A 14,453-nucleotide genomic window follows, 5' to 3' on the forward strand; every position below is an offset into this window, starting at 1 on the left:
ATAGACAGACGACGTTCATAAGTCCGCCAGAAAGTCGGCGATGCGGCGGGCGGCCTGACCGTCGCCATAGGGATTGTGGGCCAGGCTCATGGCCTGCCAGGCGGCGGCGTCGGTGAGCAGGCGGTCGGTCTCATCGAAGATCGCCGTCTCGTCGGTGCCCACCAGCTTCACGGTGCCGGCGTCCAGGGCGTCCGGCCGCTCGGTGGTGTCGCGCATCACCAGTACCGGTTTACCCAGGGACGGCGCTTCTTCCTGGATGCCGCCGGAGTCGGTGAGGATGACCCGGGCGTTGCTCATCAGCCAGACGAACGGCAGGTAGTCCTGGGGCGCGATCAGGTGCACATTATCGCGCCGGTCCAACAATCGCTTCACCGGTTCCTGCACATTGGGGTTCAGGTGTACCGGGTAGACGAAATCGGTGTCCGGATGGGCGTCGGCCAGCCGCGCCACCGCCCGGCAGATGCGTTCGAAACCGCCGCCGAAGCTTTCCCGGCGGTGGCCGGTGATCAGCACCATCGGTCTGGTCAGGCCGAATGGCAACCGTTCACTCAGTTGCGCGCGCAGCGCTTCGTCCTGGTCCAGGCGCGCCTTCACCCACAGCAGCGCGTCGATGACGGTATTGCCGGTGGTCAAAATGGACGCCGGCGCCACGCCTTCGGCCAGCAGCGCGTCACGGGCGGTGTGGGTGGGGGCGAAGTGGGCCCGGGCCAGCACGCCGGTGAGCTTGCGGTTGGCCTCTTCCGGCCAGGGGGACAGCAGATTGCCGGTGCGCAGTCCGGCTTCCACGTGGCCCACCGGAATCTTTTCGTAGAACGCCGCCAGGGTGGCGGCCAGGGTGGTGGTGGTGTCGCCGTGCACCAGCACCATGTCCGGTTGCTCTGCGCGCAGCACCGGGCTCAGGCCGAGCAGGATGCGGGAAGTGATCTGATGCAGATCCTGGCCCGGCGCCATGATGTCCAGGTCATGGTCCGGCTGGATGTGGAACAGCGACAGCACCTGGTCCAGCATTTCACGGTGCTGGGCGGTGACACAGACCCGGCTTTCAAAGCGGCTGTCCGCCGCCAGCGCCTTCACCACCGGCGCCATCTTGATCGCTTCCGGTCGGGTGCCGAACACGCAGAGAATCCGTTTTACGCCCACTGACTGAATCCTTTTGTCTCCCCCCGCGCGGGAGGATGCATTGTAGCCAGATACGACGAACCCCGCACGGGGCAGGGTTCGTCGAAGGATGGCACGCCCGGCGGACCGGGCGGGGTACGCCGGAAAGGGCTCAGAGACTGAGCACCTTCTCGCCACGGGAGATACCGGACACCCCGGAGCGAACCACTTCCAGCACCTGGGTCTCGCCGATGGCGGCGATGAACGCCTCCAGCTTGTCCGTGGTGCCGGTGAGCTGCACCGTGTAAACGGTGGCCGTGACGTCCACGATCTGGCCGCGGAAGATATCCACCGTGCGTTTCACCTCGGCGCGCTGGGCACCGGTGGCTTTCACCTTCATGAGCATGATTTCACGCTCGATGTGGGCGCCTTCGGTGAGATCCACCAGTTTCACCACCTCGATCAGCTTGTTGAGGTGCTTGGTGATCTGCTCGATCTTCTTCTCGTCGCCGGTGGTGGTCATGGTCAGGCGCGACAGGGTCTCGTCCTCGGTGGGCGCCACCGTCAGGGTTTCGATGTTGTAGCCGCGCTGGGAGAACAGACCTACCACCCGGGACAGGGCGCCGGGCTCGTTTTCCATCAGAATCGAAATGATACGTCGCATCAGGTCCGCTCCGTCTTGCTCAGCCACATGTCACGCATGGACCCGTCGGCGATATGCATCGGGTACACGTGCTCGGTGGGATCCACATAGATGTCCATGAACACCAGGCGATCCTTCAGCGCGAAGGCTTCCTCCATGGCGCCGTCCAGATCCTCGAACTTCTCCACCAGCATGCCCACGTGACCGTAGGACTCGGCCAGCTTGACGAAGTCCGGCAGCGATTCCATGTAGGACTGGCTGTGACGACCGCCGTACTGCATGTCCTGCCACTGCCGCACCATGCCCAGGGCCTGGTTATTGATGTTGATGATCTTGATCGGCAGACCGTACTGCAGACAGGTGGACAGCTCCTGGATGTTCATCTGGATGGAGCCTTCGCCGGTGACACAGGCCACCACCGCGTCGGGATGGGCGAACTGCACGCCCATGGCCGCCGGCAGACCGAAACCCATGGTCCCCAGACCACCGGAATTGATCCACTGGCGGGGGCGGTCGTACAGGTAGTGCTGGGCGGCGAACATCTGGTGCTGGCCCACATCGGAGGTGACATAGGCCTCCCCCTTGGTGGCCTTGTAGAGCGCCTGCACCACCTGCTGCGGTTTCATCGGGCCCTGCTCGTTGGTCTCGTAGCGCAGGCCGTGCACTTTCCGCCAGCCGGCGATTTCTTGCCACCAGCGCTCCAGGCTCTTGGTGTCGGTGCCCACCTCGCTCTGCTCGTCGAGCATGGCCTGCATCTCTTCCAGCACCTGCTTGACCGGGCCGACGATGGGAATGTGCGCGGCCACGTTCTTGGAGATGCTGGCCGGGTCGATGTCGATATGGATGATCTTGGCGCCGGGGCAGAATTTCCGGGCGTCATTGGTGACGCGGTCGTCCAGACGGGCACCGGCCACCAGAATCACGTCCGCGTTGTGCATCGCCATGTTGGCTTCGTAGGTGCCGTGCATGCCGAGCATGCCCAGGAACTGCTCATCGGAGCCCGGGTAGGCGCCCAGCCCCATCAGGGTGTTGGTCACCGGGAAGTTGAGCTTGCGCGCCAGGGCGGTGAGCGCCGGGCTGGCTTCGCCCTGCACCACGCCGCCCCCGGCGTAGATCACCGGGCGCTTGGCCTTGAGCAGCTCGTCCACGGCCTTGCGGATCTGACCGGAATGGCCGCGGGTCACCGGCGCGTAGGAGCGCATCTTCACCTTCTTCGGGTACTCGTACGGGAAGGTGTTGTGCGGCGCCGTGTGGTCCTTGGGAATATCCACCAGCACCGGGCCGGGCCGGCCGGTGTTGGCGATGTAGAACGCCTTCTTGATCATGTCCGGAATCTGACGCGGATCACGCACCATGAAGCTGTGCTTCACGATCGGCCGGGACAGGCCCACCATGTCGGTTTCCTGGAAGGCGTCGTCGCCGATCCAGTCGGAACGGACCTGACCGGACAGCACCACCATGGGAATGGAATCCATGAAGGCGGTGGCGATGCCGGTGATGGCATTGGTGGCGCCGGGGCCGGAGGTCACCAGCACCACGCCGGGCTTGCCGGTGGCGCGGGCGTAGCCGTCGGCGGCGTGGGTGGCCGCCTGCTCATGGCGCACCAGAATATGGTTGACCGTGTCCTGCTGGAACAGCGCGTCGTAAATGTGCAGTACAGCCCCTCCGGGATAGCCGAAGATGTACTCCACCCCCTCGTCCTGCAGAGCGCGGACCACCATTTCCGCGCCGGATAACATTTCCACGTTGGTTACCTCGAATCACAAATAGCATTCACTCCGCCGGCGAGCGGCGGAACGGGAGTGTTGCCTGGGTACGTCAGGTACCCCATAACCTGCGGGGAGAACGCCGTACTTGGGCGTTCCGGGTCCGCGTGGAGGTGGCCGACGGCGGACACAGGTCGGGAAGCTCGGAGGGGAGCGCCTGGCCGCGCAGAACCCCAAGAGATTCCAACGGCGGGACAAGCGTGCAGTAGATGCTGCGTTAGGACGCCGCGGTAACGACGCCCCGGGTCCCGGCCACACAGGCGCCGGTAAGCGTCTGCGGGTTCCGATCTCCGGAAAGGGCTTAATATTGTCAGAAATGCGGCCGTTTTCAAACCCCCGCGGGGCGCTTCGGTTGCACAATAACGGGCCCCGGGGGCATTCTGCCCCGGGCATCCGAAGGGGTTTTTCGAGGGGACCGTCCACCATGAACACCACCCGTGCATTGCTCGTCGCCGTCCTGGTGGCGCTGACCGCGCCGGCCCTGGGGGCCAAATACTACAAATGGGTTGATGAAAACGGCGTCACCCACTACGACACCCAACCGCCGCGGGGCACCTCCGCCGAGGAGGTGCGCACCCGCCAGTCCGCCAGCTCCGACCAGCCCGAGGCCCTGGAACGCCTGCGCGAGCAGCGCGAGGCGGAAGCCCGCGCCAACGAGGCGGAGCGGCAGCGCCAGGCCCGCCAGCAGAGAGCGGCGGATCAGCCCGACCAGGTCCGGCAGGAAGAGTGCGAGCAGTACCGCCGCAATCTGGAGACCCTGCGGAACAAGCCGGTGGTGCGGGTCAAAAACCCGGACAGCGGCGAGATGGAAGTGATCGACCAGGAACGCCGCGCGCAAATGCTGGAACGCACCCGCGCCGCGGTGGCGTTCTGCGACGGTCGCCAGGCACCGTAAACCGCCATGAGTCGATATCTGCGCGAGCGCTTCGAAGACGTGGACCTGAGCCCCGGCCAGGGCCGGATCAGCGCCACCCTGGCGGTGGCCCTGGGCAGCCTGGCGCTGCTGACCAGCTTCTGCTTCCTGTTTCCCCAATGGTTCACCACCCCGGAATTCCGTGGTTTCTATAACGCCGGGTTGCTGCGTGGAATCCTGTTCGCGGGCATCGGCATCGCGTTCCTGGCCGGCCTGGTCAGTGTCTGGCGCCACCCGGATGCCCGCTACGGTCTGGCGGGCATGGTGCTGGCCTGCATGGCCGCCCTGCTCGGCTCCGGGCGCCTCAATGTGCCGGCGGTGGAGGGGCGCAGCCTGTACGCCGGGCTGGACTACTTCGTGCTGACCCTGCTGGTGCTGGCGCTGGTGTTCATCCCCCTGGAGCGGCTGTATCCCAAGGACCGGGATCAGCGGGTGCTACGCCGGGGCTGGATCACCGATATGAAGTACTTTCTGTTCAGCCATGTGGGCGTGCAGCTGATCAGCTTCTTCACCGTGATCCCGATCCAGGTGTTCCTGCACGACCACGTGCACGTGGGTTTCCAGCAATGGGTGGCGGCGCAGCCGTTGTGGCTGCAGTTCATTGAAATCCTGGTGGTGGTGGATCTGGCCAGCTACTGGATCCACCGGGCCTTCCACGAGGTGCCCTGGCTGTGGAAGTTCCACGCCGTGCATCATTCCAGCGAGCAACTGGACTGGATGGCCTCTTCCAGACTGCATCTGGTGGAGATCATCGCCAACCGCTTCGCCGGCTACCTGCCGATTTTTCTGTTCGGCTTCGCGCCGTCGGCGGTGTACGCCTACCTGGTGTTCATCTCCTCCCATGCCATTTTTATCCACGCCAATGTGCGCTTCCGCTTCCCGGTGGTGCGCTGGCTGATCGCCACTCCGGAGTTTCATCACTGGCACCACTCTTCCGAGGATGAGGCGGTGGACAAGAATTACGCCGCCTTCCTGCCGGTCTACGACAAGCTGTTCGGCACCCTGTTCATGCCGGACCGGCTGGCCGCCCGCTACGGCACCCGGGTCAGCACGCGGGTGCCGGAAGGGGTGGTGCGGCAGTTCTCGTTCCCGTTCCGCCGCGATCGCAAACAGCAATAAAGGCAGGAGCAATAAAAGAAAAAGGCCGGGCGAACCCGGCCTTTACAGGATGCCGCCGGAAGCGGCACCTCAGGCTTTGGTAAAGCTCAGCTTGCCGTCGACCACGTCCACCCGGATGGTGTCGCCCGGGACAAACTCGCCCTTGAGCAACGCCTGGGCCAGCGGGTTCTCCAGCTGGGACTGAATCGCCCTTTTCAGCGGCCGGGCGCCGTAGACCGGGTCGAAACCCGCTTCCACCAGCTTGTCCAGGGCCGCGTCGGACAGTTCCAGGCCCATCTCGCGCTCCACCAGACGTTTGCGCAGGTAGTCCAGCTGGATGGCGGCGATGCCCTTGAGCTGGCCCTGGCCAAGCGGGTGGAACACCACCGTCTCGTCCACCCGGTTGATGAACTCCGGGCGGAAGTGAGTGGCCACCACCTCCATGACCGCGTCCTTCATGGCTTCGTAGTTGTTGTCGCCGGCGAGACGCTGGATCAGATCCGAGCCCAGGTTGGAGGTCATCACCACCACCGTGTTGCGGAAGTCCACGGTGCGACCCTGGCCGTCGGTAAGGCGGCCGTCCTCCAGCACCTGAAGCAGCACGTTGAACACGTCCGGGTGGGCTTTTTCCACCTCATCCAGCAGCACCACCGAGTAGGGCTTGCGGCGCACCGCCTCGGTCAGATAACCGCCCTCCTCGTAGCCCACGTAGCCCGGGGGCGCGCCGATCAGCCGGGCCACGGAGTGTTTCTCCATGAACTCGGACATGTCGATGCGCACCATGGCTTCCTCGGTGTCGAACAGGAAGCCGGCCAGCGCCTTGCACAGCTCGGTCTTGCCCACCCCGGTGGGGCCCAGGAACAGGAAGCTACCGTTGGGCCGGTTGGGGTCGGCCAGGCCGGCCCGGGAGCGACGCACCGCGTTGGCCACGGCGGTGACCGCCTCGTCCTGGCCGATCACCCGCTTGTGCAGCTCGTCTTCCATGCGCAGCAGTTTGTCGCGCTCGCCTTCCAGCATCTTCGACACCGGAATGCCGGTCCATTTGGAGACCACCTCGGCGACCTCCTCCTCGGAGACCTTGTTACGCAGCAGCTTGGTTTCCACCGGGCCGGCGGCTTCCTCGCGCTCCTGGGCCTGGCGCACCTTGGTTTCCAGGTCCGGGATCACGCCGTACTGCAGCTCGGACATGCGGTTCAGGTCGCCGGCGCGGCGCGCCTGCTCCATGTCCACCCGGGCCTGCTCCAGTTCCGCCTTGTACTGCTGGGCGCCCTGCAGGGCCGCCTTTTCGGCGTTCCAGATTTCCTCCAGATCGGCGTATTCCTTCTCCAGGCCGTCGATGTCCTCTTCCAGTTTTTCCAGGCGCTTGCGGCTGGCGTCGTCGGACTCCTTACGCAGGGCCTCGCGCTCCATCTTCAGCTGGATCAGGCGCCGGTCCAGCCGGTCCATTTCCTCGGGCTTGGAGTCGATCTCCATGCGGATGCGGCTGGCCGCCTCGTCCACCAGGTCGATGGCCTTGTCCGGCAGCTGCCGGTCGGTGATGTAGCGGTGGCTGAGCTTGGCGGCGGCGATGATGGCGCCGTCGGTGATGTCCACGCCGTGGTGCACCTCGTAGCGCTCCTTGAGGCCACGGAGGATGGCGATGGTGTCCTCCACCGAGGGTTCGTCCACCAGCACTTTCTGGAAGCGCCGCTCCAGGGCCGCGTCCTTCTCGATGTGCTGCCGGTACTCGTCCAGGGTGGTGGCGCCCACGCAGTGCAGCTCGCCGCGGGCCAGGGCCGGCTTGAGCATATTGCCCGCGTCCATGGCACCGTCCGCCTTGCCGGCGCCGACCATGGTGTGCAGCTCATCGATAAACAGAATGATGCGGCCTTCCTGCTTGGACAGCTCGTTGAGCACCGCCTTGAGGCGTTCCTCGAACTCGCCCCGGTATTTGGCGCCGGCGATCAGGGCGGCCATGTCCAGGGACAGCACGCGCTTGTCCTTGAGTCCTTCCGGCACCTCGCCGTTGACGATGCGCTGGGCCAACCCCTCGACAATGGCGGTCTTGCCCACGCCGGGCTCGCCGATCAGCACCGGGTTGTTCTTGGTGCGGCGCTGCAGCACCTGGATGGTACGGCGGATTTCGTCGTCCCGGCCGATCACCGGATCCAGCTTGCCGCTTTCCGCCCGCTCGGTGAGATCGGTGGTGTATTTCTTAAGGGCTTCCATCTTGTCCTCGGCGTTGGGGTCGTTGACCGACTCCCCACCGCGCACTTCCTGGATTTTGTCCGCCAGCACCTTCTTTTTGACGCCGGCGTTCTTCATCAGCTTGCCGACCTCGCCGGTGTCCTCGCAGGCCGCCAGCAGCACCGCCTCGGTGGAGATGTACTGGTCGCCGCGCTGCTGCGCCTCCCGGTCCGCCAGGTTCAACAGCCGCGCCAGGTTCTGCGACAGCTGCACGTCGCCGGTGAACTGACCCACGGTGGGCAGCTTGTCCAGGGCCATTTTCAGGGCGGTGATCACGTCCGCCGGCCGGGCGCCGGTCTTTTCCAGCAACGGCGCGGCCACGCCGCCCTGTTGCTGCAGCAGCGCCAGCAGCAGATGCACCGGCTCGATGGCCGCGTGGCTCTGCCCCACCGCCAGGGACTGGGCTTCGCCGATGGCTTCCTGAAGCCGGGACGTCAGTTTGTCCATTCTCATTGCGTGTACTCCTCTTGCGCGCCGGGGCGGCCCCGAGATCGGCGGCCGGCCCTCGACCGACTGTTCAAAAACTGATCTTAAAATGCGGTCTTCCGTGAAGGTTTCAAGAGGCGGGACGGCGAGATATTGATCGGCGTCAAAAGCGATCAGGCGGGCGCCAGCCAGATCAGACTGGCGAAGCGTCCGGTCTGGCCTTCGGCCCGGTAGGAATAAAAATGGCGAAGGTCCGACGCGGTGCAATGGTCACCGCCGGCGATATCGTCCACGCCGGCGGCGTTGAGGGCCAGGGTGGCGGCATGGGTCAGGGAAAACCGCCAATGGCCAGGCTGGCTGTCGTGCTGGAAGGCGCCGCCGTACTCCGGCCCCAGATTGAGGAAGGCCCGGTGCACGTCCTCCCCCACCTGATAGGCGCGGGCGGAAATCGCCGGCCCCAGCCAGGCGGACAGCGCCTGCCCAGTCGGAGCCAGCGTGGCCGCCGCCCGCGCCAGAATGCCGGCATGCAGCCCGCGCCAGCCGGCGTGCACCGCCGCCACCGCGCTGCCGTCGGCGCGCGCCAGCAGCACCGGCAGGCAGTCCGCGGTGAGCACCGCGCAGGGCCAGCCGGCCTGGCCGGTCCAGACGCCGTCGGCCTGGTTGTCCGGGTCGCCGGCGGCGATCAGCCGGTCCCCGTGCACCTGGCGCAGCCAGGCCGGCGGATGGTCGGTGCCCAGCAGCTTGTGCAGGTGGCGGCGGGCCTGCTCCACCCGGTCCGGTTCGTCACCGCAGTTCATGCCCAGGTTAAAGCCGTGCCAGGGCGGCGGCGAATGCCGCCCCAGCCGGGTGGTGACCAGGGTGCGCACCCGGGGGTGGGGGCGCCACTCCGGGTGCAGCCACTGGCTGATGTCGGGCAGGGTCATGGGGTCTCCCGATCCGCCTCCAGGGCCTGGATCAGTGCTTGGAAATCCGCCGGCAGGGGTGCCTCGAATTCCAGGTATTCGCCGCTGGCCGGGTGCACCAGCCCCAGTTTTCTGGCGTGCAGGGCCTGGCGGGGGAAGCGGCGCAGGGTCTCGCGCAGCTGTTCGCTGGCGCCGGCGGGCAGCTTCAGACGCCCACCGTACAGGGGATCGCCCACCAGCGGGTAACGGCGGTGGGCCAGGTGCACGCGGATCTGGTGGGTGCGGCCGGTTTCCAGGCGCACCTGCACCCGGGTGTGGGCCCGGTAGCGGTCCAGCACCCGATAGTGGGTGACCGCGTTCTTGCCGCCGTGCTCCAGCACCGCCTGCCGTTTACGGTCCACCGGGTGGCGCCCCATGGGCGCGTCCACGGTACCGCCGCCGGTCATCACCCCCACCGCCACCGCTTCGTACTCGCGGTACAGGCTCTTGTCCTGGAGCTGGGCCACCAGGCCGGTGTGCGCCTCCACCGAGCGCGCCACCACCATCAGGCCGGTGGTGTCCCGGTCCAGCCGGTGCACGATGCCGGCCCGGGGCAGCCCGGAAAGACGCTGGTCCAGGTGCAGCAGGCCGTTGAGCAGGGTGCCGTCGGCATGGCCGGCGGCCGGGTGCACCACCAGACCGGACGGCTTGTTGATCACCATCAGGTCCTCGTCCTCATAGACCACCGGCAGTTCGATGGCCTGGGGCCGGTCGTCGATCTCCGGTTCCAACTCCACCGCCAGGGTCAGGGCCTCACCGCCCAGCAGCTTGTCCTTGGGCCGCGCCGGGTGGCCGTTGACGGTGAGCACACCGTCCTTGATCCAGCCCTGCAGCCGTGATCGGGAGAAGCCGTCGAACAATTCGGCGGCGGCCTGATCCAGCCTTGACCCGGCGTACTGCTCGCTCACCTGCTCGGTGCGCTGAATTTTCTCGCCGCCAAGATGTCCCATAGTCCGACCTGTGATTACAATAGGCGCACCATTGTACCCCGTCGTACCGAGGAAAAAATGCCGAGACTGATATGGCCGCTGCTGGCCGCCCTGTTGTTGGGCGCCTGCGCCAGCAAGCCGGAGGAAAGCCCGGAACGCACCGAGGCCGCCCAGTATCGCGAGGCGCAGAGCGCCATGGACTCCAACAACTACCTGACCGCCATCGACCGGCTTAAGGAACTGGAGGCCCGCTTTCCCTATGGCCGCTACGCCGAACAGGCGCAGCTGGACCTGATCTATGCCCACTTCCGGTCCCAGGAATACCCGGAAACGGTGGTCGCCGCCCAGCGCTTCATGCGCAGCTACCCGGCCCATCCGAGCCTGGACTACGCGCTGTACATGCGCGGGCTGGCCAATTTCTACATGGAGCGCAGCTTCTTCGACTCCTTCATGACCACGGACAAATCCGCCCGCGATCTGACCTCCGCCACCGACTCCTTCGAGGACTTCGAGCGGCTGGTTACGCGCTTCCCGGACAGCGAGTACGCGCCGGACGCGCGCACCCGCATGGTGTTCATCCGCAATGAAATGGCCCGCCACGAGCTGCACGTGGCCCGCTACTACGCCCGTCGTGGCGCCTACATCGCCGCCATCAACCGGGCCCAGTACGTGGTGCAGCATTATCAGCGCACGCCGCTGGTGCCGGAGGCTCTGGCGGTGATGACCGCCGGTTACGAACGCCTGGACCAGCCGGAACTGGCCGCCAAGAGCCGGCGCGTGCTGCAGGAGAACTACCCGGACAGCGAGTACCTGGACGACGACGGTCAGGTGGACCTGGCCTGGTGGCCCCGCGAGGGCAAGGGCCTGCTGAGCCTGCTGACCTTCGACCTGCTCTGATCAGTCCCCGGGCCGCCAGCCGTTGGTGATCGGGTAACGCCGGTCCTTGCCAAAGGCGCGGCGGCTGACCCGGGGCCCCACCGCCGCCTGGCGGCGCTTGTACTCGTTGCGGTCGGTGAGCTTGACCACCCGGTACACGGTCTCCCGGTCAAAGCCATCGCGAATCACCGCTTCCGCGCTCATGTCCTGTTCCACATAGCGTTCCAGGATGGCGTCCAGCTCGTCGTAGCCGGGCAGTGAATCCGCGTCCACCTGATCCGGCGCCAGCTCCGCCGACGGCGGCCGGGTAATCACCCGCTCCGGAATGATCTCGCTGCCGGCCTTCTGATTACGCCAGCGGGCGATGCGGTACACCGAGGTTTTGAAGACGTCCTTGAGCACCGAGAAGCCGCCGGCCATGTCGCCGTACAGGGTGGCGTAGCCCACCGCCATCTCGCTCTTGTTGCCGGTGGTGAGCACCACCGACCCGCCTTTATTGGACAACGCCATCAGCAGCACGCCGCGACAGCGGGCCTGCAGGTTTTCCTCGGTGGTGTCGGTGGCCAGACCGGCGAACGGTTCCTCGAGAATCTCCATGAAACCATTGAAGGCGGATTCGATGGGCAGCACCCGGTAGTGCACCCGCAGGGCACGGGCCTGCTGCTCCGCGTCCTCCATGCTCATTTGCGCGGTATAGCGGAACGGCATCATCACCGCTTCCACCCGTTCCGGGCCCAGCGCGTCCACCGCCACCGCCAGGGTCAGCGCCGAATCGATGCCGCCGGACAGGCCCAGCAGCGCGCCCTTGAAGCCGTTTTTGTTCACGTAGTCGCGGGTGGCCAGCACCAGAGCCCGGTACAGACTTTCGTCGGCCTCCGGTAACGGCAGCATCTCGCCGCGCGGCGTCAGGCCGCCGCTTTCGTGGGCCAGATCCACCGGCACCAGGGCCTCCTCGAAGCTGGCGCCCTGCACCTGCAGCCGGCCGTCGCTGTCGACCACGAAGGAGGCCCCGTCGAACACCAGCTCGTCCTGGCCACCGATCAGATTGCAGTACAGCACCGGCAGGCCGGTTTCCCGGGCGCGGGCCTGCACCTGCTCGATGCGTTCGTCCTGCTTGCCGGCGCGAAACGGGGACGCGTTCAGGTTGAGCACGCAGGTGGCGCCGGCCTCGGCGGCGCGCGCCGCCGGCTGCGGGAACCAGATGTCCTCGCAGATGGTGAGCGCCAGCCGCTCGCCGCCCAGCTCGAACACGCAGGCCTGATCGCCGGCCTGGAAATAGCGCTTCTCGTCGAACACCCGGTAATTGGGCAGGCATTGCTTGAAGTACTCGTGGCGGGGCCGGCTGTCGCCGGGGAACAGCACGCCGGCGGCGTTGCGGCGCACGCCGTTGCGCACCGCCGGATAGCCGATCACCACCGGCACCTCGATCTCCGCGCCGATGGCGGCCAGCGCCTCGTCGATGCGGGTATTGAGGCTGGGGCGCAGCAGCAGATCCTCCGGGGGATACCCGGTCAGCATCAACTCGGGGAACACCACCAGCTCCGCGCCCAGCAGGTTGCGTGCTTCCCGGGTGGCGCTCACCACCGCCCGCGCGTTGCCTTCGATGTCGCCGACCAGCGGGTTCCGCTGGGCCATTACGAGTCGCATAGTACCGCCTTTTCTCCGTGGAGCGGTGATTGTACTCTGTAGCCGCCCGCCCTTCACAGATGAGAGCCGGTCGGGCACCAGGGGAGATCCATATGGGGTTGATTCGGCTGCTGATTCTGGCGGCGGTGGTGTATTTCGGCTGGCTGCTGGTCAAGCGCCTGCTGCGCGCGTCCGGCGGCGGCCCGGGCGATCATGGACGGCGGCGCGCCGACGCGCCGCCACGCAGCGAGCGCATGGTCAAATGCCATCAATGCGGCGTGCACGTGCCGGAAGGCGAAGCCTTTTTGCATCGGCATCTGACGTTCTGCAGCCAGGAGCACCAGCGGCTGTATCTGGAACGGCATGAACGCTAACTGGACGCCGGCGCGCATCTACAATCTGTATCGCATCGTCATCGCCGTGGTGCTGCTGGCGTCGTTCTATCTGAGCGACCGGATGATCGGGCAGCACCTGCCGTGGCTGTTCGAAACCACCGTTACCGCTTATCTGATTCTGACCCTGGCGTCCTCCGCCGCCGACTACGCCCACACCCTGCGCAAGCCCGGCTGGGCCCAGCCCCTGGCCCTGGTCATCGATGTGCTGGTGCTGGGTTTGGTGGTGCACTCCAACGGCGGGCTGGAGGGCGGCCTGGCGGTGCTGCTGCTGGTCAACGTGGCCGCCGGCAACATTCTGCTGCGCGGGCGGCTGGGCTTTCTGATCGCGGCGCTGGCCACCCTCACCGCCATGTTCGAGCAGTTCTATTTCGCCACCCAGACCGGCGATCGGGATCCGTTCCAGCTGACCGAAGCGGGGCTGCTCGGCATCGCCTTCTTCATGGTGTCGCTGATCATCCAGCAGATCGCCAGCCGCCTGGAGCGCAGCGAAGTGATCGCCGCCCGCCAGCGGGTGGCGATCCAGCGCCTGGAAGCGCTCAATCAGCAGATCGTGGCGCGCATGCGCACCGGCGTGATGGTGTTCGACGACGACCACCGGGTGCTGCAATCGAACCCGTCGGCGGACGGCTACTTCGCCCAGGCCATGGCCGGCCAGCATCTGCCCCGGGCTCTGGTGGAGCGCCACCAGCGCTGGCGGGGGGCGCCCCATCTGGTGCCGGCGCCGCTGCGCCTGTCCCGCCAGTCGCCGGAGGTGAACGCCCGCTTCGCCGATCTGGATACCGGCCACGAGGCCCTGACCCTGGTGTTCCTGGAAGACACCGCGCGCATCGCCCAGGAAGCCCAGCAGTTGAATCTGGCGTCCCTGGGCCGCCTGTCCGCCACCCTGGCCCATGAAATCCGTAACCCGCTGAGCGCCATCAGCCAGGCCGCCGAACTGCTCGACGAGGACGGCGCCAGCGCCGAGGACGCCCGCCTGCTGACCATCATCCGCAACCATGTGCAGAGGGTGAACGGCATTATCAGCGACGTGCTGGACCTGTCCCGGCGCCCCCGGGGGCAAGCCGCCCGCTTCCCCGTGGCCACCGCCCTGGCGGAACTCGCCGCCGGCTGGCACCAGCGCGGCATCGCCGGCGACCGGCTGCGGGTCGAGCACGGCGACGACACCCTGGAGATCCGCTTCGACCGCAGCCAGTTCCTGCAGGTGGTGGACAACCTGATCGGCAACGCCTTCGCCCACGGCGGCGAAACCTGCCAGGTCATCGTCACCTACGGCCAGCACCCGCGAACCGGCCTGCCCTGGGTGGCGGTGCGCGATGACGGGCCGGGGGTGTCGGAGGCCGCCGCCGCTCATCTGTTCGAACCCTTCTACACCACCAGCGACCGGGGCAACGGGCTGGGGCTGTATGTCTGCCGCCAGCTGTGCGAGGCCAACCAGGCCACCCTGGACCATGAGCCCGCCCGCCCGGGCGCGCGCTTTGTGATAACCTGTGCCCACCCGGATCGGCAGTTTCAATAA

The 14,453-nt window shown here is 66.6% G+C and carries 12 protein-coding genes; 5 read left to right on the forward strand and 7 right to left on the reverse strand.

Annotated elements, in window-relative coordinates; all coding sequences use genetic code 11:
• Positions 1–15 precede the first annotated feature (15 nt).
• The 3 genes from wecB to ACLD0W_RS16240 all read right to left on the reverse strand — a co-directional run bounded on the left by wecB (position 16) and on the right by ACLD0W_RS16240 (position 3,486).
• Positions 16–1,086, reverse strand: coding sequence for a non-hydrolyzing UDP-N-acetylglucosamine 2-epimerase (wecB, locus tag ACLD0W_RS16230; RefSeq protein WP_410308606.1), 1,071 nt, complete (start codon positions 1,084–1,086; stop codon positions 16–18).
• A 184-nt stretch (positions 1,087–1,270) separates the two neighbouring features.
• The gene (ilvN, locus tag ACLD0W_RS16235; RefSeq protein WP_138770860.1) at positions 1,271–1,762 is read right to left on the reverse strand and encodes an acetolactate synthase small subunit; all 492 of its coding nucleotides are present in this window, start codon (positions 1,760–1,762) and stop codon (positions 1,271–1,273) included.
• Positions 1,762–3,486 carry an acetolactate synthase 3 large subunit gene (locus tag ACLD0W_RS16240; RefSeq protein WP_410308525.1) on the reverse strand — a complete coding sequence of 575 codons (1,725 nt, stop codon included), beginning with the start codon at positions 3,484–3,486 and terminating at the stop codon, positions 1,762–1,764. Before ACLD0W_RS16240 ends, ilvN begins: the two co-directional genes overlap by 1 nt.
• A 445-nt stretch (positions 3,487–3,931) precedes the next feature.
• On the opposite strand from ACLD0W_RS16240, the gene ACLD0W_RS16245 reads away from it, so the two are divergent.
• Both ACLD0W_RS16245 and ACLD0W_RS16250 read left to right on the forward strand, forming a co-directional pair.
• On the forward strand, positions 3,932–4,402 hold the full coding sequence (locus ACLD0W_RS16245) for a DUF4124 domain-containing protein (RefSeq protein ID WP_410308526.1): 471 nt from the start codon (positions 3,932–3,934) through the stop codon (positions 4,400–4,402).
• Positions 4,403–4,408: 6 nt separating this feature from the next.
• A complete protein-coding gene (locus ACLD0W_RS16250; protein ID WP_410308527.1) occupies positions 4,409–5,539 on the forward strand; it encodes a sterol desaturase family protein in 1,131 nt (376 codons plus the stop codon).
• Positions 5,540–5,608: 69 nt separating this feature from the next.
• Here the strand turns inward: ACLD0W_RS16250 and clpB are convergent, their stop codons facing one another.
• The 3 genes from clpB to rluD form a co-directional block, all read right to left on the reverse strand.
• Positions 5,609–8,197, reverse strand: coding sequence for an ATP-dependent chaperone ClpB (gene clpB / locus ACLD0W_RS16255; protein WP_410308528.1), 2,589 nt, complete (start codon positions 8,195–8,197; stop codon positions 5,609–5,611).
• A 146-nt stretch (positions 8,198–8,343) separates the two neighbouring features.
• Entirely contained in the window at positions 8,344–9,093 is a 750-nt protein-coding gene (gene pgeF, locus ACLD0W_RS16260) for a peptidoglycan editing factor PgeF (RefSeq protein ID WP_410308529.1), read from the reverse strand.
• Positions 9,090–10,061 (reverse strand): 23S rRNA pseudouridine(1911/1915/1917) synthase RluD, encoded by a 972-nt coding sequence (gene rluD, locus ACLD0W_RS16265; RefSeq protein WP_410308530.1) that lies wholly within the window; start codon positions 10,059–10,061, stop codon positions 9,090–9,092. Before rluD ends, pgeF begins: the two co-directional genes overlap by 4 nt.
• Before the next feature lie 57 nt (positions 10,062–10,118).
• On the opposite strand from rluD, the gene ACLD0W_RS16270 reads away from it, so the two are divergent.
• Entirely contained in the window at positions 10,119–10,937 is an 819-nt protein-coding gene (locus ACLD0W_RS16270; RefSeq protein ID WP_410308531.1) for an outer membrane protein assembly factor BamD, read from the forward strand.
• On the opposite strand, the gene ACLD0W_RS16275 is transcribed toward ACLD0W_RS16270, so the two are convergent.
• Positions 10,938–12,563, reverse strand: coding sequence for an NAD+ synthase (locus ACLD0W_RS16275; protein ID WP_410308532.1), 1,626 nt, complete (start codon positions 12,561–12,563; stop codon positions 10,938–10,940).
• 92 nt (positions 12,564–12,655) lie between these two features.
• Between ACLD0W_RS16275 and ACLD0W_RS16280 the strand changes: the two genes are divergently transcribed.
• Both ACLD0W_RS16280 and ACLD0W_RS16285 read left to right on the forward strand, forming a co-directional pair.
• The gene (locus ACLD0W_RS16280) at positions 12,656–12,916 is read left to right on the forward strand and encodes a PP0621 family protein (RefSeq protein WP_410308533.1); all 261 of its coding nucleotides are present in this window, start codon (positions 12,656–12,658) and stop codon (positions 12,914–12,916) included.
• Positions 12,906–14,453: a sensor histidine kinase gene (locus ACLD0W_RS16285; protein ID WP_410308534.1), complete on the forward strand. Its 1,548-nt coding sequence runs from the start codon at positions 12,906–12,908 to the stop codon at positions 14,451–14,453. Before ACLD0W_RS16280 ends, ACLD0W_RS16285 begins: the two co-directional genes overlap by 11 nt.

Source organism: Alloalcanivorax sp. C16-1, from assembly GCF_046507805.1.
GTDB lineage: Bacteria > Pseudomonadota > Gammaproteobacteria > Pseudomonadales > Alcanivoracaceae > Alloalcanivorax.